The organism is Labilithrix luteola (genome assembly GCF_001263205.1).
In the GTDB taxonomy this organism is placed as follows: domain Bacteria; phylum Myxococcota_A; class Polyangia; order Polyangiales; family Polyangiaceae; genus Labilithrix; species Labilithrix luteola.
On the sequence record NZ_CP012333.1, the window covers coordinates 5,942,501 to 5,958,674 of the forward strand.

13 protein-coding genes and 1 rRNA gene (1 of these 14 only partly in view) are annotated in these 16,174 nt (G+C 65.6%); 9 read left to right on the top strand and 5 right to left on the bottom strand.

Annotated elements, in window-relative coordinates; all coding sequences use genetic code 11:
- Nucleotides 1-30, top strand: a 5S ribosomal RNA gene (gene rrf, locus AKJ09_RS26055) (it extends 87 nt beyond the left edge of the window).
- A 366-nt stretch (nt 31-396) separates the two neighbouring features.
- Here the strand turns inward: rrf and AKJ09_RS53295 are convergent.
- Nucleotides 397-558: a hypothetical protein gene (locus AKJ09_RS53295; RefSeq protein ID WP_169927867.1), complete on the bottom strand. Its 162-nt coding sequence runs from the start codon at nt 556-558 to the stop codon at nt 397-399.
- Between the two features lie 329 nt (nt 559-887).
- Nucleotides 888-1,091, bottom strand: coding sequence for a hypothetical protein (locus AKJ09_RS26060; protein WP_146650278.1), 204 nt, complete (start codon nt 1,089-1,091; stop codon nt 888-890).
- 306 nt (nt 1,092-1,397) lie between these two features.
- On the opposite strand from AKJ09_RS26060, the gene AKJ09_RS26065 reads away from it, so the two are divergent.
- The 3 genes from AKJ09_RS26065 (at nt 1,398) to AKJ09_RS26075 (ending at nt 4,807) form a co-directional block, all read left to right on the top strand.
- Complete coding sequence (locus AKJ09_RS26065) at nt 1,398-2,297, top strand: FKBP-type peptidyl-prolyl cis-trans isomerase (RefSeq protein ID WP_146650280.1); 900 nt, start codon at nt 1,398-1,400, stop codon at nt 2,295-2,297.
- 162 nt (nt 2,298-2,459) lie between these two features.
- A complete protein-coding gene (locus tag AKJ09_RS26070; RefSeq protein WP_146650282.1) occupies nt 2,460-3,455 on the top strand; it encodes a hypothetical protein in 996 nt (331 codons plus the stop codon).
- A gap of 287 nt (nt 3,456-3,742) precedes the next feature.
- Nucleotides 3,743-4,807 (top strand): hypothetical protein, encoded by a 1,065-nt coding sequence (locus AKJ09_RS26075; protein ID WP_146650284.1) that lies wholly within the window; start codon nt 3,743-3,745, stop codon nt 4,805-4,807.
- Nucleotides 4,808-4,872: 65 nt separating this feature from the next.
- Here AKJ09_RS26075 and AKJ09_RS26080 read toward each other — a convergent pair whose 3' ends face one another.
- The gene (locus tag AKJ09_RS26080) at nt 4,873-5,394 is read right to left on the bottom strand and encodes a heme NO-binding domain-containing protein (protein ID WP_146650286.1); all 522 of its coding nucleotides are present in this window, start codon (nt 5,392-5,394) and stop codon (nt 4,873-4,875) included.
- A 356-nt stretch (nt 5,395-5,750) separates the two neighbouring features.
- Between AKJ09_RS26080 and AKJ09_RS26085 the strand changes: the two genes are divergently transcribed.
- Entirely contained in the window at nt 5,751-6,683 is a 933-nt protein-coding gene (locus tag AKJ09_RS26085; protein ID WP_146650287.1) for a hypothetical protein, read from the top strand.
- A 26-nt stretch (nt 6,684-6,709) separates the two neighbouring features.
- Here AKJ09_RS26085 and AKJ09_RS26090 read toward each other — a convergent pair whose 3' ends face one another.
- On the bottom strand, nt 6,710-7,552 hold the full coding sequence (locus AKJ09_RS26090; protein ID WP_205633806.1) for a hypothetical protein: 843 nt from the start codon (nt 7,550-7,552) through the stop codon (nt 6,710-6,712).
- A 91-nt stretch (nt 7,553-7,643) separates the two neighbouring features.
- Between AKJ09_RS26090 and AKJ09_RS26095 the strand changes: the two genes are divergently transcribed.
- From AKJ09_RS26095 to AKJ09_RS26110, 4 genes are all read left to right on the top strand, one after another.
- Nucleotides 7,644-9,797 carry a M13 family metallopeptidase gene (locus AKJ09_RS26095; RefSeq protein ID WP_146650292.1) on the top strand — a complete coding sequence of 718 codons (2,154 nt, stop codon included), beginning with the start codon at nt 7,644-7,646 and terminating at the stop codon, nt 9,795-9,797.
- Nucleotides 9,798-10,264: 467 nt separating this feature from the next.
- Nucleotides 10,265-11,341 carry a XylR N-terminal domain-containing protein gene (locus tag AKJ09_RS26100; RefSeq protein ID WP_169927868.1) on the top strand — a complete coding sequence of 359 codons (1,077 nt, stop codon included), beginning with the start codon at nt 10,265-10,267 and terminating at the stop codon, nt 11,339-11,341.
- Nucleotides 11,342-11,434: 93 nt separating this feature from the next.
- A complete protein-coding gene (locus tag AKJ09_RS26105) occupies nt 11,435-12,283 on the top strand; it encodes an SDR family NAD(P)-dependent oxidoreductase (protein WP_146650296.1) in 849 nt (282 codons plus the stop codon).
- A 651-nt stretch (nt 12,284-12,934) separates the two neighbouring features.
- Nucleotides 12,935-13,603: a dihydrofolate reductase family protein gene (locus AKJ09_RS26110; protein WP_146650299.1), complete on the top strand. Its 669-nt coding sequence runs from the start codon at nt 12,935-12,937 to the stop codon at nt 13,601-13,603.
- On the opposite strand, the gene AKJ09_RS26115 is transcribed toward AKJ09_RS26110, so the two are convergent.
- Entirely contained in the window at nt 13,604-16,150 is a 2,547-nt protein-coding gene (locus AKJ09_RS26115) for an ATP-binding protein (protein ID WP_169927869.1), read from the bottom strand.
- Nucleotides 16,151-16,174 lie beyond the last annotated feature (24 nt).

Below are 16,174 nucleotides of genomic sequence, written 5' to 3' on the forward strand. Positions count from 1 at the left end.
GCCGTGTGGGAGAGTAGGACGTCGCCGGGATTATTCTTCCAAAAAGCCTGAGAGGTTTTTCCTCTCGGGCTTTTTGCTTTTTGTCTTCCGGATCTCGCATCTCGGATCTGCCCTCGGCGCCTCTCCATGGCCTTCGCGCATGGCTCCGCGAACCGCAAACCTCTCGGGGGCACGGCTGCCGACGCCGGCAGCGAGGCGGACGAAGCGTCGATAGGCGCATCGAAGCGTCCGAGCAACTCGGCGAGCGTTCTCGCGAGCTCCTGACGTGCGCGGCTTTGCCGGCGACTTAGAACCTCCTGGACGAGGCTCGACGCGTCGGAGTCGTCGTCCACAAACGCAAACGGCCTCCGAGTCCGTGAGGAGCTCGAGGCCGTCGTTGCGCGTGCGCTACGATTTTCAGCGTTCGGTGATGGGACCGTGGCCCCCGAGCGTACGGCTCGCAGCCGCCTTCACGCCCGTGCGCACCTTGCGCGAACGGCGAACGTCGAGCTCCAGCGAGGCCTGGTTCTCGACGGTGTTCTCGTTCGATTCGACCGTGTTCGTGTTCGGCTTTTCCATGGCGTTCTCCCGACCTGCGCCGATCTCTCGGCGCTCGGTGGCTCCGTGAATGGATTCGATATCGGCGCCTCGCCCCTCGTTGCGCCCAACGAGTCGAACCTTAAGCAACCTGCGTGCCGTCCCTGACGCCGACACCGGCTTTCTCGATTTGCGCGGATTTCTGCGTGCGAGGGGGAATGCTCGCTTCGTTCTCTGTGCACCCTTGGTTCACTGCGTGCACTCCGAGGAGCGTGCGGTTGCCTCGCCGTGCACGGTGCGCGGCCCGAGCGGCGTTTCGCTTTCGAAGGGCCAAGGCGCACCGGTCCACCTCGCGGTGGACCACCCTTGATTCAGCCGGCCAGCCACTCCGCGACTTTGCGGACGTATCGATGGGTCGACCGCAGCGCTTCGGGAAAACGCGCGAAGCCATCGCTCGGCGCTTCGGAGACGAATGTCGGGCACCCCGAATCAGGGGTCCAGTTGTAGTCGGCGAAGTGATGGAACGTGGACTCCGCGATGGCGCGGCCACCCTGGGAGGTAGCCGATGACGCCATCGGCCGACGCGGGATCTCTGAGAACCGGATGAGTGTCACCCACCGGTTCGACGCGCTGGAAGTCGCCATTGGAACCCGTGTGGTAGTTGGGCCACGAGATCGTGGTGGTGACCGCGTCATCGATGCACCGCCTGCTTACGTCCGGCTCCAGATTGCGCGTGTGGAAGTGATGTGCCGCGCCCACGCCGGCCAAGTCGCAGACCGAACTGCCTAGGTCCATCTGATCCCGCATGCGTGACAATCCGAACCACGAGCGCGGCCGCGAGGGAGGCAAGCGCGCCGAGCTCGTATATGCTGCCGCCCGCGATGCGCACTCTCCTCGTTTTCGGTTTCGGTCTCAGCGTAGGTCTCAGCCTCCCGCTCGTGCTCGGCTGCAACAAGAACAATGCGTCGTCCACCGACTCGAATGCGGAGTCGGGAGCGGTCGCCACGGTGGAGAACGCCGTCCCGAATGCGCCGCCCGCACCGGCCGACGTTGCGGCTCCTCCTGCCGATGCAACGAAGACTCCCTCGGGGCTCGCATCGAAGGTCATCACGCCGGGTACCGGAACGACCCACCCTGGGCCGACGGACAAGGTGAAGGTGCACTACACGGGCTGGACCAAGGCGGGGAAAGCCTTTGATAGCTCGATTGGCCGACAGCCCATCGAATTCGGAGTCAACGAGGTCATCCCGGGATGGACCGAAGGCGTCCAGCTCATGGTGAAGGGCGAGAAGCGGCGTTTCTGGATTCCTGCGGCGCTCGCCTACGGAGAGCATCCACGAGGCGGTGCACCTGGCGGCGATCTCGTCTTCGACGTCGAGCTCATCGACTTCAAGGAAGGACCGAAGCCGCCGGAGGTTCCCGCCGACGTGAAGGCACCCCCGGCCGACGCGACGAAAACGGCCACCGGACTCGCGTACAAGGTGCTTACGAAAGGCCACGGCACCAAGCACCCCACCGCGAACGATCGCGTGACCGTGCACTATTCGGGGTGGACGCCGGACGGAAAGATGTTCGACAGCTCCGTCATGCGCGGTGAGCCGACGACGTTCGGTTTGAAGCAAGTCATCCCCGGTTGGACCGAGGGCGTCCAGCTGATGGTCGAAGGCGAAAAAGCCCGCTTCTGGATCCCTGGCAATCTCGCCTACGGCGATACCCCGAAGCGCCCCGGGGCACCCGCCGGCCCGCTCGTGTTCGACATCGAGCTCATCGCGATCAAGTGAGGTCTTCGCCAGACGCCGCCGGCCGAACCGGTGGCGACCTGGCAAGCGATCTCCGTTGCGGAGTCGGCGTCGCCGGCGGCATCGGTCTCGGCTGCGTCCCTCGACCCTTTCGAGAGGTCATTGCGACGCGCGCATGAGGCAAGACCGGCTAGGGCCCATCGGATGAACCGCATCACGATGGGCCGCTCGCTGGCCGTGGCCTGCCTTCTCCCCGCCGCAATTCTCGTCGTTCTCGAAGCTTGCTCGTCGACGGACGCAGGAGCTGGCGCTGACGGCTTGCCGGGAAACGAGGCCGACACGAGCGATGGGCGTGGCGCACGCGATGCCGCGTCGGGCAAGGGCGAACGGCCCGGCAACGATGGTGGCACGACGTCGCCTGCGAACGACGCGGCGCCGGGTGACTCTGGCACTGACGCCGCCCCGAGCCACGAGCGTCGTTTCCTTTGCATCAACGGTGCAGGCGTCGACGGCGCTGGCGGCCGCGACAGCGGCGGCAACCCGTGGTTCGAAGAGCTCTGCAATGGCCTCGGGAAGGGGCTCGTCCAAGCCTGCCAAGGGAGCACGTGCTACGCGACATTCGCTTTCGAGACCGTAAGCAATCCTTCGCGGAATGCGCTGATCGCGGCGCTCGACACCAATCACGACGGACGTGTCACCCCCGCCGACACTCCATTCGATCTCGTCTTGCTCGGCTATTCGTGGGGCGGAACGAACGTTCGTGATCTCGCCAATTGGATGACGACGGACGAGCATTTCGACGCCGAACGCCGCGCGGTCTCGCGGATGATTGCGATCGATCCCTACCGGCCCGGAGCGACGATGGATATCCCAGCCAACGTTGGCCAGTTCGTCGAGTATCGTCATTCCGTCGCTCCGTCAGGGGACTGCTCGCTCATCACGTTGGGCAGTGTGGTCGTCTCGGGGCCGTACCTCGGGCTCACGCCGCGCTGCAAAGCCCCGACGGTATGCACCGACTACGACTACTCGCTTGGCGGCAAGACGTTCTTCCCAGGCGCCTTCACACCGGGGAAGGGATACATCGGCTCGGCCGTCGACCACTGCGGTGTCGTGAACGTCGCGGCCTCCGCGATCAAGCCGCTGCTCGCAGGCACCACCTTCTCACCGCTGCCCCCGACGGTTCCCGTCGCCACGTACTGACGTCGGCACCTCGCATCGCGAGACATCGACTGCTTCCCGGATCCTCGCCTTCGCCCCTGCGCCGCATGTGCAGGTCAAGCTCCACCGTGGAAGGCGTGCTGGTTCTACTTCACGGGATATGGAGTTCCCTTGGTGCGCCTCGCGGAATCGTTCGGAGAACGAGGGCAGCATCGCGAGATCTGCGACGACTTCAGCAACGTGCTCGACGACACGCTCAAGGCCGTCAACAAGGCGTGCGCCGTGTTCTGACTCGTTTGCGGAGCCGGCCGCGATATTCATCGATCACGATGGCGGCAAAGAATCGGTCGGTACGTCGTTCGCGTCGTTTCGCTGCCGCGGGGCTCGTCGCGCTGGCGCTCCCGGCTTGCGGTGGCAAGTTGGACTGGGCTGCAGCGCCGAGCGACGCAGAGGACGCGTCGCCGCCCGGCGCAGCGGTCGGCAGTGATGGCGGTACCTTGCCGGAGCCCGAGTTCCCGCTCGGGACCTTTGCACTCTGCGCGCGAGGAATGCTCAACGAGGGCGAATTCATGTCCCGCGCCTTCGTCGAAGACGGCGGTGTGCTCACGGTGACCCGAAGCGGGAATCAGCTCGACGTGCGATACGTCAACACGTATGGCGAGAAGAGCGCGTTCGAATTCGAGGCCACGAGCAACTCGCTTGCCACGATCGTTCGGCCGCAGGAGCCGGTTTTGGGATACGTGAGCGAGTGCGTCGAGGATCTCGGCGCTATCGATCTGTACCCCGCGGAGCTGACCATCTCGGCCGGAGCCCTGACGTACGACGCCGATACCGTCTTCCTCACGCTCGGAGGAACGCTGACGGATACCGATACGACGCCGTGTGGCTTGCGCTCCGCACCGGCGGAGCACTGGCTAACGTGTGAGAGAAGCGAAAGCGCGGTCCCGTCGTCGTCGCCACCCGCCCGTGCGAGAGCCAACGACTCGACGTCGCGCTTCGCGCTTGGTGACTACGCGTGCACCTCACAAATCGAAACGTTCCTGCACGACGGTGGCACCACCATGTACATGGGCAGCGGTGATGACGGCACGCTCACTCTTTCGCAGAGCGGGGCCGAAATCATCGCTACCTACGGCGGTGACAGGTTCTTCGGTGGGACGATGAACTTCGCGTTGACGACCGCCACGTCGGCGCAAGCCGAATCGAGCGGGAGTCCTTCCTTGACCTGCGAGGTCGTACCCGGCGACACGAAGTTTCCTTTGTCGCAAGGATGGTCCGGAACGCTCACCCTGGTCGAGGACACACTTTTCCTCTCGTTCAGCGGAACGATGGGCGCGAACTCCCAGTGCTCGGGCACCAAGAAGATGGGCAGCGTGATGTGCACGAAGCTCTGATGCTCGCGCGAGCGATTTGACGAAGCGCTTCGTCAGCAATTGCCGTTATCGGTCTCGAAGACCGGTTAGGCGAAGACGATACGCAGCGCCTTCGAGGAGAGCTTCGTGACGACCAATCGCTCGCCATAGTAGCGGCCCATGGCGCGCGCCATCCCGACGGCGACGTCGATGAGCCCGCGATGCGATTCGTAGTGCATGACGAGCGTATTCGGGCCCATCCACTCGAGGCGGAAGCGTGGTGGCCTCGAGTCGGCGAGATGCTTCGTCACGCGGGCGTGCATCTCGTTGATGTTCAGGAAGAACTCGCGCGCGTTGGCGTACTTGCCGTAGAGGTGCTTGTAGAGCCGGGGGCCGTAGACGTTCACCCAGTGCTCGCCAAACGCGTCGCCCGCCTGCTCGAGCGTCAGACCCAGCTTCGCGCAAATCGCCCGGATGAGCGCGAGCGCCTTGTGATCGGGCACGTCCTCGGCGAGGTGGAAGACGGTGAACTCCTCGAAGTCCGCCGCAGACAAGCATGCCTGCCAGGTGGCTTCACCGCCTGCGTTGATCACGATCTCGCGGAGGCACGTGATCACTGTTCCCTTCATGGCAAATCAGAGAAACGGCAGAGGGGGAGGGGATCGTAATGGCTGCCGCGCAACGAACGCCGCAACGTCGTCATTGTCCACCGGACCAGGCGGCCGGCCCTGTCAGCGGGTGACGACCGCGCGACGCTTTACCTCGGTCGCATCCGAAGTGGAGCCTCGACCCGCAGTTCATGGCCCCGAACCTGCACCAAGTCCGCACCATGCTGGAAGTCTGCATTCGAAGTCTCTCCGTGGAGGGGCCCTCGGACCCACCGGGGTCGGATTGCAGATCCATTGACCACGCCCATCTGGCGTCCAACGCAGCGACGGCGAGGACATCGTGGAGGAGCTCTTCAGTATCGCTCGCACTTGCTCTGTTGTTCTCCGTCGGCGCATGCGGTTGCGCTTCGTCGATTCGTGGAGCAAGCGCAGAGGCGGCACGCGGCGGGACGCCTGCGGCCGCCGAATCGGCGCTCGACAAGCTCGAGGACGTTCGAACTCAGGAGCGTATTGCTGCGGTAATGCGAGCGCCGGAGATGCAAGGCGCCATGCGCGAGCTCGGAGCTGGTCTGTCCCAAGGCGTGGTCGAGCGGCTGTCGTCGGATGAAATGAATGCACGGATCGACGAGCTTGTGTCGCGGTTCACGCGTGCCGTCGTCACGTCGGTCGAGGCAGAGGCGCTCTCGGACACCAACAAAGCTGAGCTGGAGCGGTTCGCGTCTGCGGTGACGGCCACCGTTCTTCGCGCCACCTCGACCGAGTTTCCGCATTCCGTGGGGCCCGCGCTCCACCGCGCCATTGTCGACGAGCTAGGCCCCGCTCTTCGCGAAAGCATGCACAACGACCTCGGGCCCGGCGTCGTGGCACTGCTCCACTCGCCTGAGCTGAAAGCTGCACTCGGCGAGACCGCTCACGATGTGGCGAAACATGCGGTGCTTGGCTCGAACGAGGGGCTTGCCGAGCTTGCCGAGAAGACGCGTCACAACGAAGGTGGGTCGCCGCTGGGGGTGTTCGGCGAATTCTTCGGGAAGCGAACGTGGCTGCTCGCAGTTCTCGTCACCGCGCTCGTGTTTGGCGTTCCCCTCGTGTGGCTCTGGCGCGAGCGGCGTGCCGACCGCCGATACCGCGACGAAGCCGTTCGTCGCAACGCGCGCGCCGCCGCGCTCCTGGACGCGATGGAAGCGTCGGGGGAAGACGCTTCGTCGCGACGCATTCTCGAGATGCTCCGCGAGCAGTTGGTCGCGGAACCGGCCGTTGCGCCGACCCATGAGCCCCCAACCCCCTCGCACCCGCGTCCGCGGCCAGCGTGACGCTGGTCATGACGCGAGCCCGGGTGCTAACGGTCGAGTGAGTCGTAGGCCTTCGACTCGCAGCGATCGAGGCAAGCGCGATTGATCTCGACGCAGCGCTGATCGCACAGCGGATCGTGCCGGCAGTTGTTCTGGCAGTAGAGGCCACGCTCTTTGCACGACGCGGAGCATTGCTCCATGCCTCGCACGACGCGTTGCTCTTGCCGCTGACGCTCGGCACGGGCGTTGTCGGCCTCGACCGCGGCGCCGAGGCGGCGTGCGTTCTCGGTCTGGTACCAGTCGACGAGCTCGGGACTCATCCATGCCATCTCCCCTTCGGGCGAGATGGCGTTCATGCGTTTGCGACAGCGCGCGATCATTTCCAGCTTCGCGTCGGTGGTGCGCAATGCCGGCACCGTCTTCGCGCACACCTCACCGGCGAGGTCGGGCCGGTTGGCCTGACTGTAATGGTCGATGAGCGCCGTGCCCGCGAGCTCGTTCGGCCCCATCGCGAACGATCGATTGTATTCGGAGAACGCGTCGTTCGTGCGGCCGACGTCGAGCAGTAGCACGGCCCGCCATGCGACGAGCGTCGGTCCGTCGACGCCTGCCATGGGCAGCACGCGGTCGATCGCTTGCATCGCTTCTCCGGCATCGATGACGCCGGCCTTTGCCTTCTTCTTGTAGTCGCCAGCCTTGAAGGCGCCGTCGACGGCCGCGGCGAACTCCTGCGCCTGTCGGACGCCGCCGTTCGCCGCGTGGACTCGAGCCGATTGAACGTGCTGGATGCGGCCCTTCGAGCCAGAGCACGCTGAGCACGCTGAACTTGCGGAAAGGAGCAGCGCCAAGAAGAGCAAGCGTCGCATGTGTTTGGCCGGGGTATGACACATGGTTTGGGGCCGTCAACGCACCAAGACGTGGAGGTTAACGCCCCCTCGCGGTGTTCCGCGCAAAGTTCTAAGCTCCGCGCGGGAAAAACGCATGAACGTTCATCGTCGCCTTCGCTCCCTCTCGCTCACGCCGATTTTCGTCCTACTCGCGACGGCTTGCGGGGGTGGCTCCACCAACGCGCCGCCGCCGCCGCCGTCGCCGTCGCCGAGCCCGACGGCGCCACCCAGCGTGCCCGCGAGCGCGTCAAGTGCGTCAAGCGCCCCTTCGTCCGCTGGCGGGATCGATCTCGCCGGAATGGACAAAACCATTGCGCCGGGCGACGACTTCTTCGGCTTCGCGAACGGCACCTGGCTGAAATCGACCGAAATCCCCGCCGACCGCTCGACCTGGGGAACGATGGCGATCGTCGCCGAGCGTACGGCGAAGCGACAAGCCGACCTCATCGCCGACGCGGCGAAGCAGAACGGCGCCACGGGGTCGGACGCCCGCAAGGTCGGTGACTACTACGCAAGCTTCATGGACGAAGCGGCGATCGAAGCGAAGGGTATCGCGCCGCTCGCGCCGGCGCTGTCTGCCGTCGCGGCGATCACCGACGTGAAGGGCCTCTCCAAGGTGCTCGGGAGCACGATCCGCGCAGACGTCGACGTCCTCAACGCGACCGACTTCGACACCGACAACGTCTTCGGTCTCTGGGTGGCGCAGGATCTCGATGACCCGAGCCGCTACGTCCCGTTCGTGCTCCAGGGCGGGCTCGAGATGCCCGACCGCGATTACTATCTGTCGGCAAAACCGCGGATGGTTGAGATTCGCGACAAATACAAAACCCACATTGCGAAGACGCTGAAGCTTGTCGGCCTTCCCGATGCGGAGAAGAAGGCCGCGCGGATCCTCGACCTCGAGACGAAGATCGCGAAGGTGCACGCGACGCGCGAAGACACCGAAGACGTCAAGAAGGGCAACAACCACTGGAAACGGGGCGACCTCGCGAAGCGTGCCCCCGGCCTCGATTGGGATGCGTTCCTCGCCGCCGCGCAGCTCGACAAGCAGGACGTCTTCATTGCTTGGCAGCCGCAGGCCATCAGCGGGATCTCCGCGCTGGTGAAGAGCCAGCCCCTCGACGTCTGGAAGGACTTCCTCACGTACCACGCCGTCGAGCGCCACGCCGCGTTTCTCCCAAAGGCGATCAGCGACGAAGCGTTCGACTTCTTCGGCAAGACGCTCAATGGAACGCCGCAGCAACGCGAGCGCTGGAAGCGTGCGGTCGAACAAACGGACGACGCACTCGGCGAGGTCGTCGGCAAGCTCTACGTCGAGAAGTATTTCCCGCCGAGCGAGAAGGCGCGTGCCGAGCAGATGGTCCAGAACATCGTCGCCGCCTTCGGCCGCCGGATCGACGCGCTCGACTGGATGGCGCCGAAGACGAAGGAGCAGGCGAAAGCGAAGCTGGCCGCGCTCAAAGTGGGAGTTGGTTATCCGGACAAGTGGCGGGATTATTCCTCACTCGAAGTGGTGCGGGGCGACGCTTATGGCAATTTTGACCGTGCGCAGATGTTTGAATATCAGCGCAACTTGGCGAAGTTCGGAAAGCCGGTCGATCGAAGTGAATGGGTGATGAATCCGCAGCTCGTCAACGCGGTGAACCTCCCCGCGATGAACGCGCTCAACTTCCCGGCCGCGATTCTCCAGCCGCCGGATTTCGATCCGACGCGCCCCGTGGCCATGGACTACGGCTCGATTGGCGCGATCATCGGCCACGAGATCTGTCACAGCTTCGACGACACCGGTGCGCTCTTCGACGCGACCGGAAGGCTCCACAACTGGTGGACGGACGCGGACCTCGCTCACTTCAAGAAGTCGGCTGCCGCGCTGGCGGCGCAGTTCGACGCTTACCAGCCGTTCCCCGACGCGCACGTCAACGGGAAGCTGACGTCGGCCGAGAACATTGCCGACGTCGCTGGGCTCAGCGCCGCCTATGACGCGTATCGTCTCGCGAGCGGCGGGACGGAAGCGCCCCCCGCGCAGGGGCTCACCGGCGATCAGCAGTTCTTCGTGAGCTTCGCCCAGAGCTGGCGCTTCAAAGCGCGTGAAGCGGCGGCCCGAAAGCGCCTTCTGACGGATGGCCACGCGCCGGCGCAGTTCCGTGCGGCGACGGTGCGAAACCTCGATAGCTGGTATCCGGCTTGGGACGTCAAGCCGGGGCAAAAGCTATTTTTGGCGCCGGCAGCGCGCGTCCGCATCTACTGACGAGAGACCAGCCTGCACGCTCGTCTTCCACGCGGACGGGGAGCATGTCGCACACGCCAAAGCGATTTGCTCCCCAACGCTCGGTCCGCGTCAGGTCGGACGGATACGTTCGAAACCGTTGCCGACGTGGCGTCGGAACGCCGTACTGGCGATCGCGGCACACCCTATTGGGATAACCGTCGTGCCGGCGCATCGCGTCGCCCTTTCAAACGACAGGGAGACGTTGAGCTCGACGCGTCGATGCGTGTGCACGAGCGTCACCATGGTTGAGCTCGTGGAGGACCGGCAGGACGATCACTCGATCGTTGCTTCGCTGTTGCATACTGGCTGACAGCCGAGCAAGTTACGTAGGAAGGGTGGGGCGCTGAACTCTCTAGTCGTAACGGTCCCTCGATACGCGCTGGCAAATGGCCGTGCTCATCGAGGGGCCCGTCGCAGATGCGTGCCGCCGATCGAGCGAACCTGACATGAAAGTATCGGACATCGACTTCCGGCAGATGCTGAAGTTTTCGCCCGAGACGGGGCGGTTACTGCTCGGCTCCGACCGCATGCTCCTCTTCCGGCAAGAGGCCTTCGCAACCCTGCGAAGGCTGATGATCGACCAGCTCGGTGAGAGGCTCGCGCGCGGCCTCCTCGCGCAGTTCGGATATCGCTGCGGGCTGGGTGACTTCAAGGCACTCGACGCCCAGTACCAGTGGGATACCGAGCGGGACCGCAGAGCAGCGGGCTCGGTGATGCACATGTGGGAGGGCATCGCGCTCGTCGAGGGAGGGAAGAGCGAGATCGACCCCGAGACGGGCACGTTCCACCTCTCCGGCATCTGGAAGAACTCGTACGAAGCCGAGATCCATCTCTCCGAGTTCGGCGTGGGCGACCTCCCCGTCTGCCATACCCTCACCGGCTATGCGAGCGGTTGGTGCACGGCGCTCGTCGGGGAGCCGATCATCGCGATCGAAACGATGTGCATGGGCAAGGGCGACCCGCACTGCGCCTACGAGATCAAGAAGCCCGCAGTGTGGGGGCCGGAGGCCGATCCGTGGAAGGCGGCGCTCGCCATCACGGATACGTCGCTCTCCCAGGAGCTCGAGCGGAAGCTCGCCGAGGTCGAGCGCTACCGCGCGACGACGACCGCCCTCGGGACCCCCATCATCCAGGTCTGGGAAGGGGTCTTCGTTTTGCCGGTCATCGGTGTCGTCGACGCTCGACGCGGTGAGGAGATGACCTCCACCCTGGTCCGCCACGTCGCCGACGAAGACGTCAGCTGCGTTATCGTCGATCTCACCGGCATCGACTCCGTCGACACGCGCACCGCCGACCTCTTCGTCAAGATGGCTCGCGCCGTTCGCCTGCTCGGCGCTCGCTGCATCCTCACCGGCATCAAACCCGCGCTCGCCCAGACACTCATTCACATGGGCGTGGGGCTCGAAGGTCTCGAGACCTTCCGCAATCTGAGGCAGGGGCTGGAGGGGAGCCTTCGCTCCCTCGGCTATTCCGTGACGAGGAACCGAGCAGGCACGGTTTCCTCGGACGCGGACGAAGACTGACGGAGCTCGACGTAGCCAAGGCGTCGGCCGAAGGCGACGAGCGGCGGCACGACGCCCTCTGGCGTGTGGAACCTCCTCCGCGTATCAGCAGGTATGGACCTGCGCGACAAGACCTTCGTCATCACCGGCGCCAACACCGGGATTGGCCGTGCCAATGCGATCGCGCTCGCAGAGCTTGGCATCGGAAGGCTCATCATCGCTGCGAGGAGTGTCGAGCGCACGGAGCCGGTGCTTGCTGCCGTCCGGGAGAGGAATCCAGATGCCAAGGTCGAGTTCCTTGCGCTCGACCTCGCGGACCTCGCATCGGTGAGCAAGGCTGCGAACGAGATCCTCGAGAAGGACCTCACCATCGACGCACTGATCAACAACGCTGGCGTGGCGGGCGTCCGGGGGCAAACGAAGGACGGCTTCGAGCTCGCGTTCGGCATCAACCACGTCGGCCACTATCTCTGGACAGAGAAGCTCCTGCCGCTCGTTCGGCGGGCGCCGCAAGGGCGCATCATCATCGTGGCGAGCGATGCCCACTACCGTGCGAAGCAGGCAATCGACTGGAATGCGGTCAGGCAGCCCTCCGCGACCTTCAGCGCGTTTCCGGAGTACAGCGTCAGCAAGCTCGCGAACGTTCTCCACGCCAACGAGCTCGCGCGGCGGCTGGCAGGCACGAACGTCTCCACGTACTCGCTTCATCCAGGCGCCGTTGCGAGCGACATCTGGAAGCGCCGATTGGGCGTGCTCCACGTGCTGCTTCGCCCGTTCCTGGTCACGAACGAAGAGGGGACGAAGACCCAGCTGCGTTGCGAAACCGCGCCCGAGCTCGCGCGTGAGACGGGGCTCTACTACGAAAAAGAGCGCCCGAAGCGGCCGTCGAGGCAGGCGCTCGACGTGACACTCCAGGACGAGCTCAAGGCGCGAAGCGACGAATACGTTGCGGCGTTTCTTTGATTACGGATCGTCCGCGCATCGACGCCTGCGCGCCTCGATGCCGCGCCCGAACGTGTGAATGGCCGAACCTCGAGCGGGCGGATCCGGGCGGCGAGGGATGTTAGGATCGAGCCCAAGATGGCTCAGCGCTTCCGAACGATCGCGTGGGTGGTGGTCGTCACCGCGTTCCTTCCACTGGCGTGTGGAGGGGCGACGGAGCCTGTCGGCGGTCATTCGGCCGACGGAGGCGACACCAGCGAGGTCTCCGAAATCCCGGCCACACGAACGCCATTCGAGCCCAGTTGCTGGACCGTTGGGAGAGGCGCCCAGTGCGACCCGCGATCGGTCGACGACTGCGGTCGCGGCCGCCGCTGCCTTTTTTCGCTTTCGGACCTCACCATCACGTGTGTGCCTGTCGAGTCGAACGCCGAGCTAGGCGCGGTGTGCCGCGACCATTCGCAATGCGGCCCCGGGCTCTTGTGCCCACCTTGGCTCGGGCAATGCGCGAAGGCGTGCTGCGTCGACGCGGACTGCCCAGGCAGACAGTCGTGCTCGGTGTTGGCAGGTCAACTGGGGAGCCTTGGCACCTGCCAGTAGACCGCTTCGAAAATAAACCGTCTCGCTTGTCGATCCGCCGTCCTGTCGATCGTCGTCCCGTAAAGGAGAGAGAACATGCGAAAGATCATCGTCGGGGCGTTCGTGAGCGTGGATGGCGTGATGCAGGCTCCCGGTGGCCCGGAAGAGGATCCGACCGGCGGCTTCGAGCACGGCGGTTGGGTCGCGGGATACTTCGATCAGGTCGTGGGCGAGGCGATGGGCGAGCTCTTCGGGACGCCGTACGACCTTCTGCTCGGCCGCAAGACCTACGACATCTTCGCCGAACACTGGCCGCACATCACCGATCCGAGCCAGCCGGATTATCCGATTGCCGAGCAGTTCAATCGCATCACGAAATACGTGGCTACCCATCGGCCCGAGTCGCTCGCGTGGAAGAACAGCCGCGGCCTCGGCCCCGATCCGGTGGCCGCCCTTCGCGAGCTCAAGAAGACGGACGGGCCCAACCTGCTCACACAAGGCTCGAGCGAATTCCTGCAGACGCTCTTCGCGCACGATCTCGTCGACGAGCTCCGCGTGCTCACGTTTCCGATCGTGCTCGGAAAGGGCAAGCGTCTGTTCGCATCGAGCGCGAAGCCGGTTGGCTTGCGAGTCCTGAATTCCAAGTTGTCGCCGAACGGTGTCGTGATCACCTCGTACGTGCGGGCAGGCGAGGTGAAGACGGGCTCGTTCGCGCTCGAGAAGCCCACGCCGGAAGAGATCGAACGGCGAAAGAACCTCCGCTGATCAGCTCGCCGCGTCTCCGCCGCGATCGATCGCGACGCTCGTGTCGAGCAGGTAGCCGTCGCCGTTGTGCAGGAGTACGTCGCGGAGACCGAGGCTGCGGAGCGCCGCGAGTGCGACGCGGACGCGATTCGCGGCCGAGCTTTTCTGGATTTGCTCGCCGGGCCATCCGGCGCGAAACAGTGTGTTGACGGACATCGCCGTGCCGGGCGCGCGCTCGCGCGAGGTGGCGAGCACGGCGAGCATTCGCGATGTTGCGCGGTATTTCCCGACCTGACATGGCGATTCGCCGATCGCGAACCAGGTTCCGTCCCTTGCCACGGTCACGCGCGGCGAGCTCGGTGCGTCCGCCGCGGTCGAACGAGCAGGCTGCTCCGACGCGAGCGACGTCGCGAAGAGCCGGAGCATGAGGCGCACGTCCCACGACCGCGAGGCCGGTGCGGCCGGGCCCGTCGTGGCTTCGGCGCGCAGTCGTAGCGCCTCTGCGTGTGCCTCGGGATCACCACTGCGGGCGCGCGAGGCGTGGAGCTCGAGCCTCGTGAAGCGCGCGAGCCAGATCAGGTTGACGTCTTTGGTCTCCGCGCCGATACGCTCGGCGTCGGTGCGCGCCTTCTCCGCCCATTCGAGCGCGTCACGCCTTGCCGCGACCGCCGCATTCATGGCTGCGAGCCATCCGAGCGCGCGCCGATCGCCGACCTTCGCCACGATCTCGGAGGCCTCTTCGTACCGCGTGCGGGCCGTCTCGAGATCGCCGTCTTCGTGTGCCGCGGTTCCTTCGTAACCGATGTAATAGGCGCGCCGCACCGTGCTTTTGGTCGACGCGAGGGCGCGAAGATAGTGCTCGCGTGCCTCGGATCGGTCTCCACGGTCTTGCAGCGCGAGCCCGAGGTTCGCGACGATGCTCGCCGCGGACTCTTGGTCACCGCGGGCGCGAGCAAGATCACCAGCGCGTGTGAGCGCCTGGATTGCGGCGGCGGTCTCGCCACGCTGGAGCCACACGTAGCCGAGATGACGTCGCGCGAGCTCCTCGACGTCGTCGGGGACAGGGCCGCCTTCGGCACGGAGCGTTGCTTCGAGTGTCTCGATGGCGACCTCCTCCTGGCCCGAAAAAAGGCGCACGCCGCCGGCGATGGCGAGGACTCGGCGATGCGCCGCGACGTCTCCGAGCTGTGTCGCGATCGCGGCGGCACGCTCGCTCTCCGCCAGCGCCTCGCCGACGGATCCGAGGGCGCTCAAGGTTGCCAGACGTGTGGTCCGCAGGAGAAGCAACCCGGGCGCATTGGAGACGTTGCTGCTCGCCTCGGCGATCATCTCGTCGAGCGCCGCGAGGTACGGTTCGAGGGGGCCGTAGGCGAGCTTCGCGGAACGGAGTGACGCGATCAGAGCAATCGCGCTCTCGCGCTGTCCTGCGCTGCGGAGGTGGGCGAGGGCTGCGGTCGCGTTCTCGAGATCGTCGTAGAGATCGGCCGGCGATCGTGACGCGAACCAACGCGCATGCCGATCCTTCGTGTCTCGTCGCACGGCCTCGGCGAGGCGAAGCTCTGCGAACTCGCGGATGGCGCGATGCATGCCGAGGCGCAGCTCCGCGCCGTCATCACGCGCGATCCGCACGAGCGACGAGTCGCGGAGCACGTGAAGGATGTCGAGGATCGGCGGGACGGTCTCTGCACGCGCTTCACGACCTCGCAGCTCGGAGAGATCGACGACGGCCTCCGCGGCGTGCACGGTGAAGCTCCCGTGAAACACGCTGAGCTGGGCAAGGACGGTGCGCTCCCCGGGCGTGAGCGCGTCCCACGATTTCGCGATCGCTGCCTCGAGCGACGTGTAGCCACGCGCGTGCCCACGCGGAACGCTCAGCGCGTCGGGCTGCGGACGAGCCGCGAGCTCGCGTGGCGACATGATCGCCATTCGTGCGGCGGCGAGCTCGATCGCCAGTGGAAAGCCCTCGAGCACGTGGACGAGCTCGATGCTGTCCGCGACGGCCTCGGGCGAATCCGCGAGCCGAGGGCGTGCGCGCGACGCGAGAGCAAGAAAGAGGCGGAGCGCCGGACTCGTGCTGCGGTCGCCGCGTTCGCCTGTGGTTGCGAGCGGCCCGAGCTCGTGAACGACCTCACTCGACGCAAGCCCGATTCGACGTCGCGAGGTGACGAGGAAACGCACGCGCAACGACTCGGAGAGCCAGCGCTCGAGCAGCGGCCGTCCCGCGACGACCAGATCGTCGAAGCTGTCGAGGACGAGGAGGTCATGCTCCTCGAGCATTCGCGCGATCGCCTCGGGCGCCGAACCGTCGGCGACGTCACGTGGTGCGACGCCGACGACGTTCGCGATGGCGGAGACGAGGTCCGACGCCGTGCGCGCCTCGGTCAGATCGCAGAGCGGTGGCGCGGGACCAGGTTGCGCGTCCGCGACCGCCCGGGCGAGCCGTGTCTTTCCTACGCCAGGTGGTCCGACGAGGGTGACCAGGCGCTCGCCCTGAGCAAAGAGCTCGGCCACCGCGCGGAGATCGCGCTCCCGCCCGACGATCGGCCCCTCGCGCAATTTCCGTTGCACGTTTCCGATTAGAGCATTCTTTCG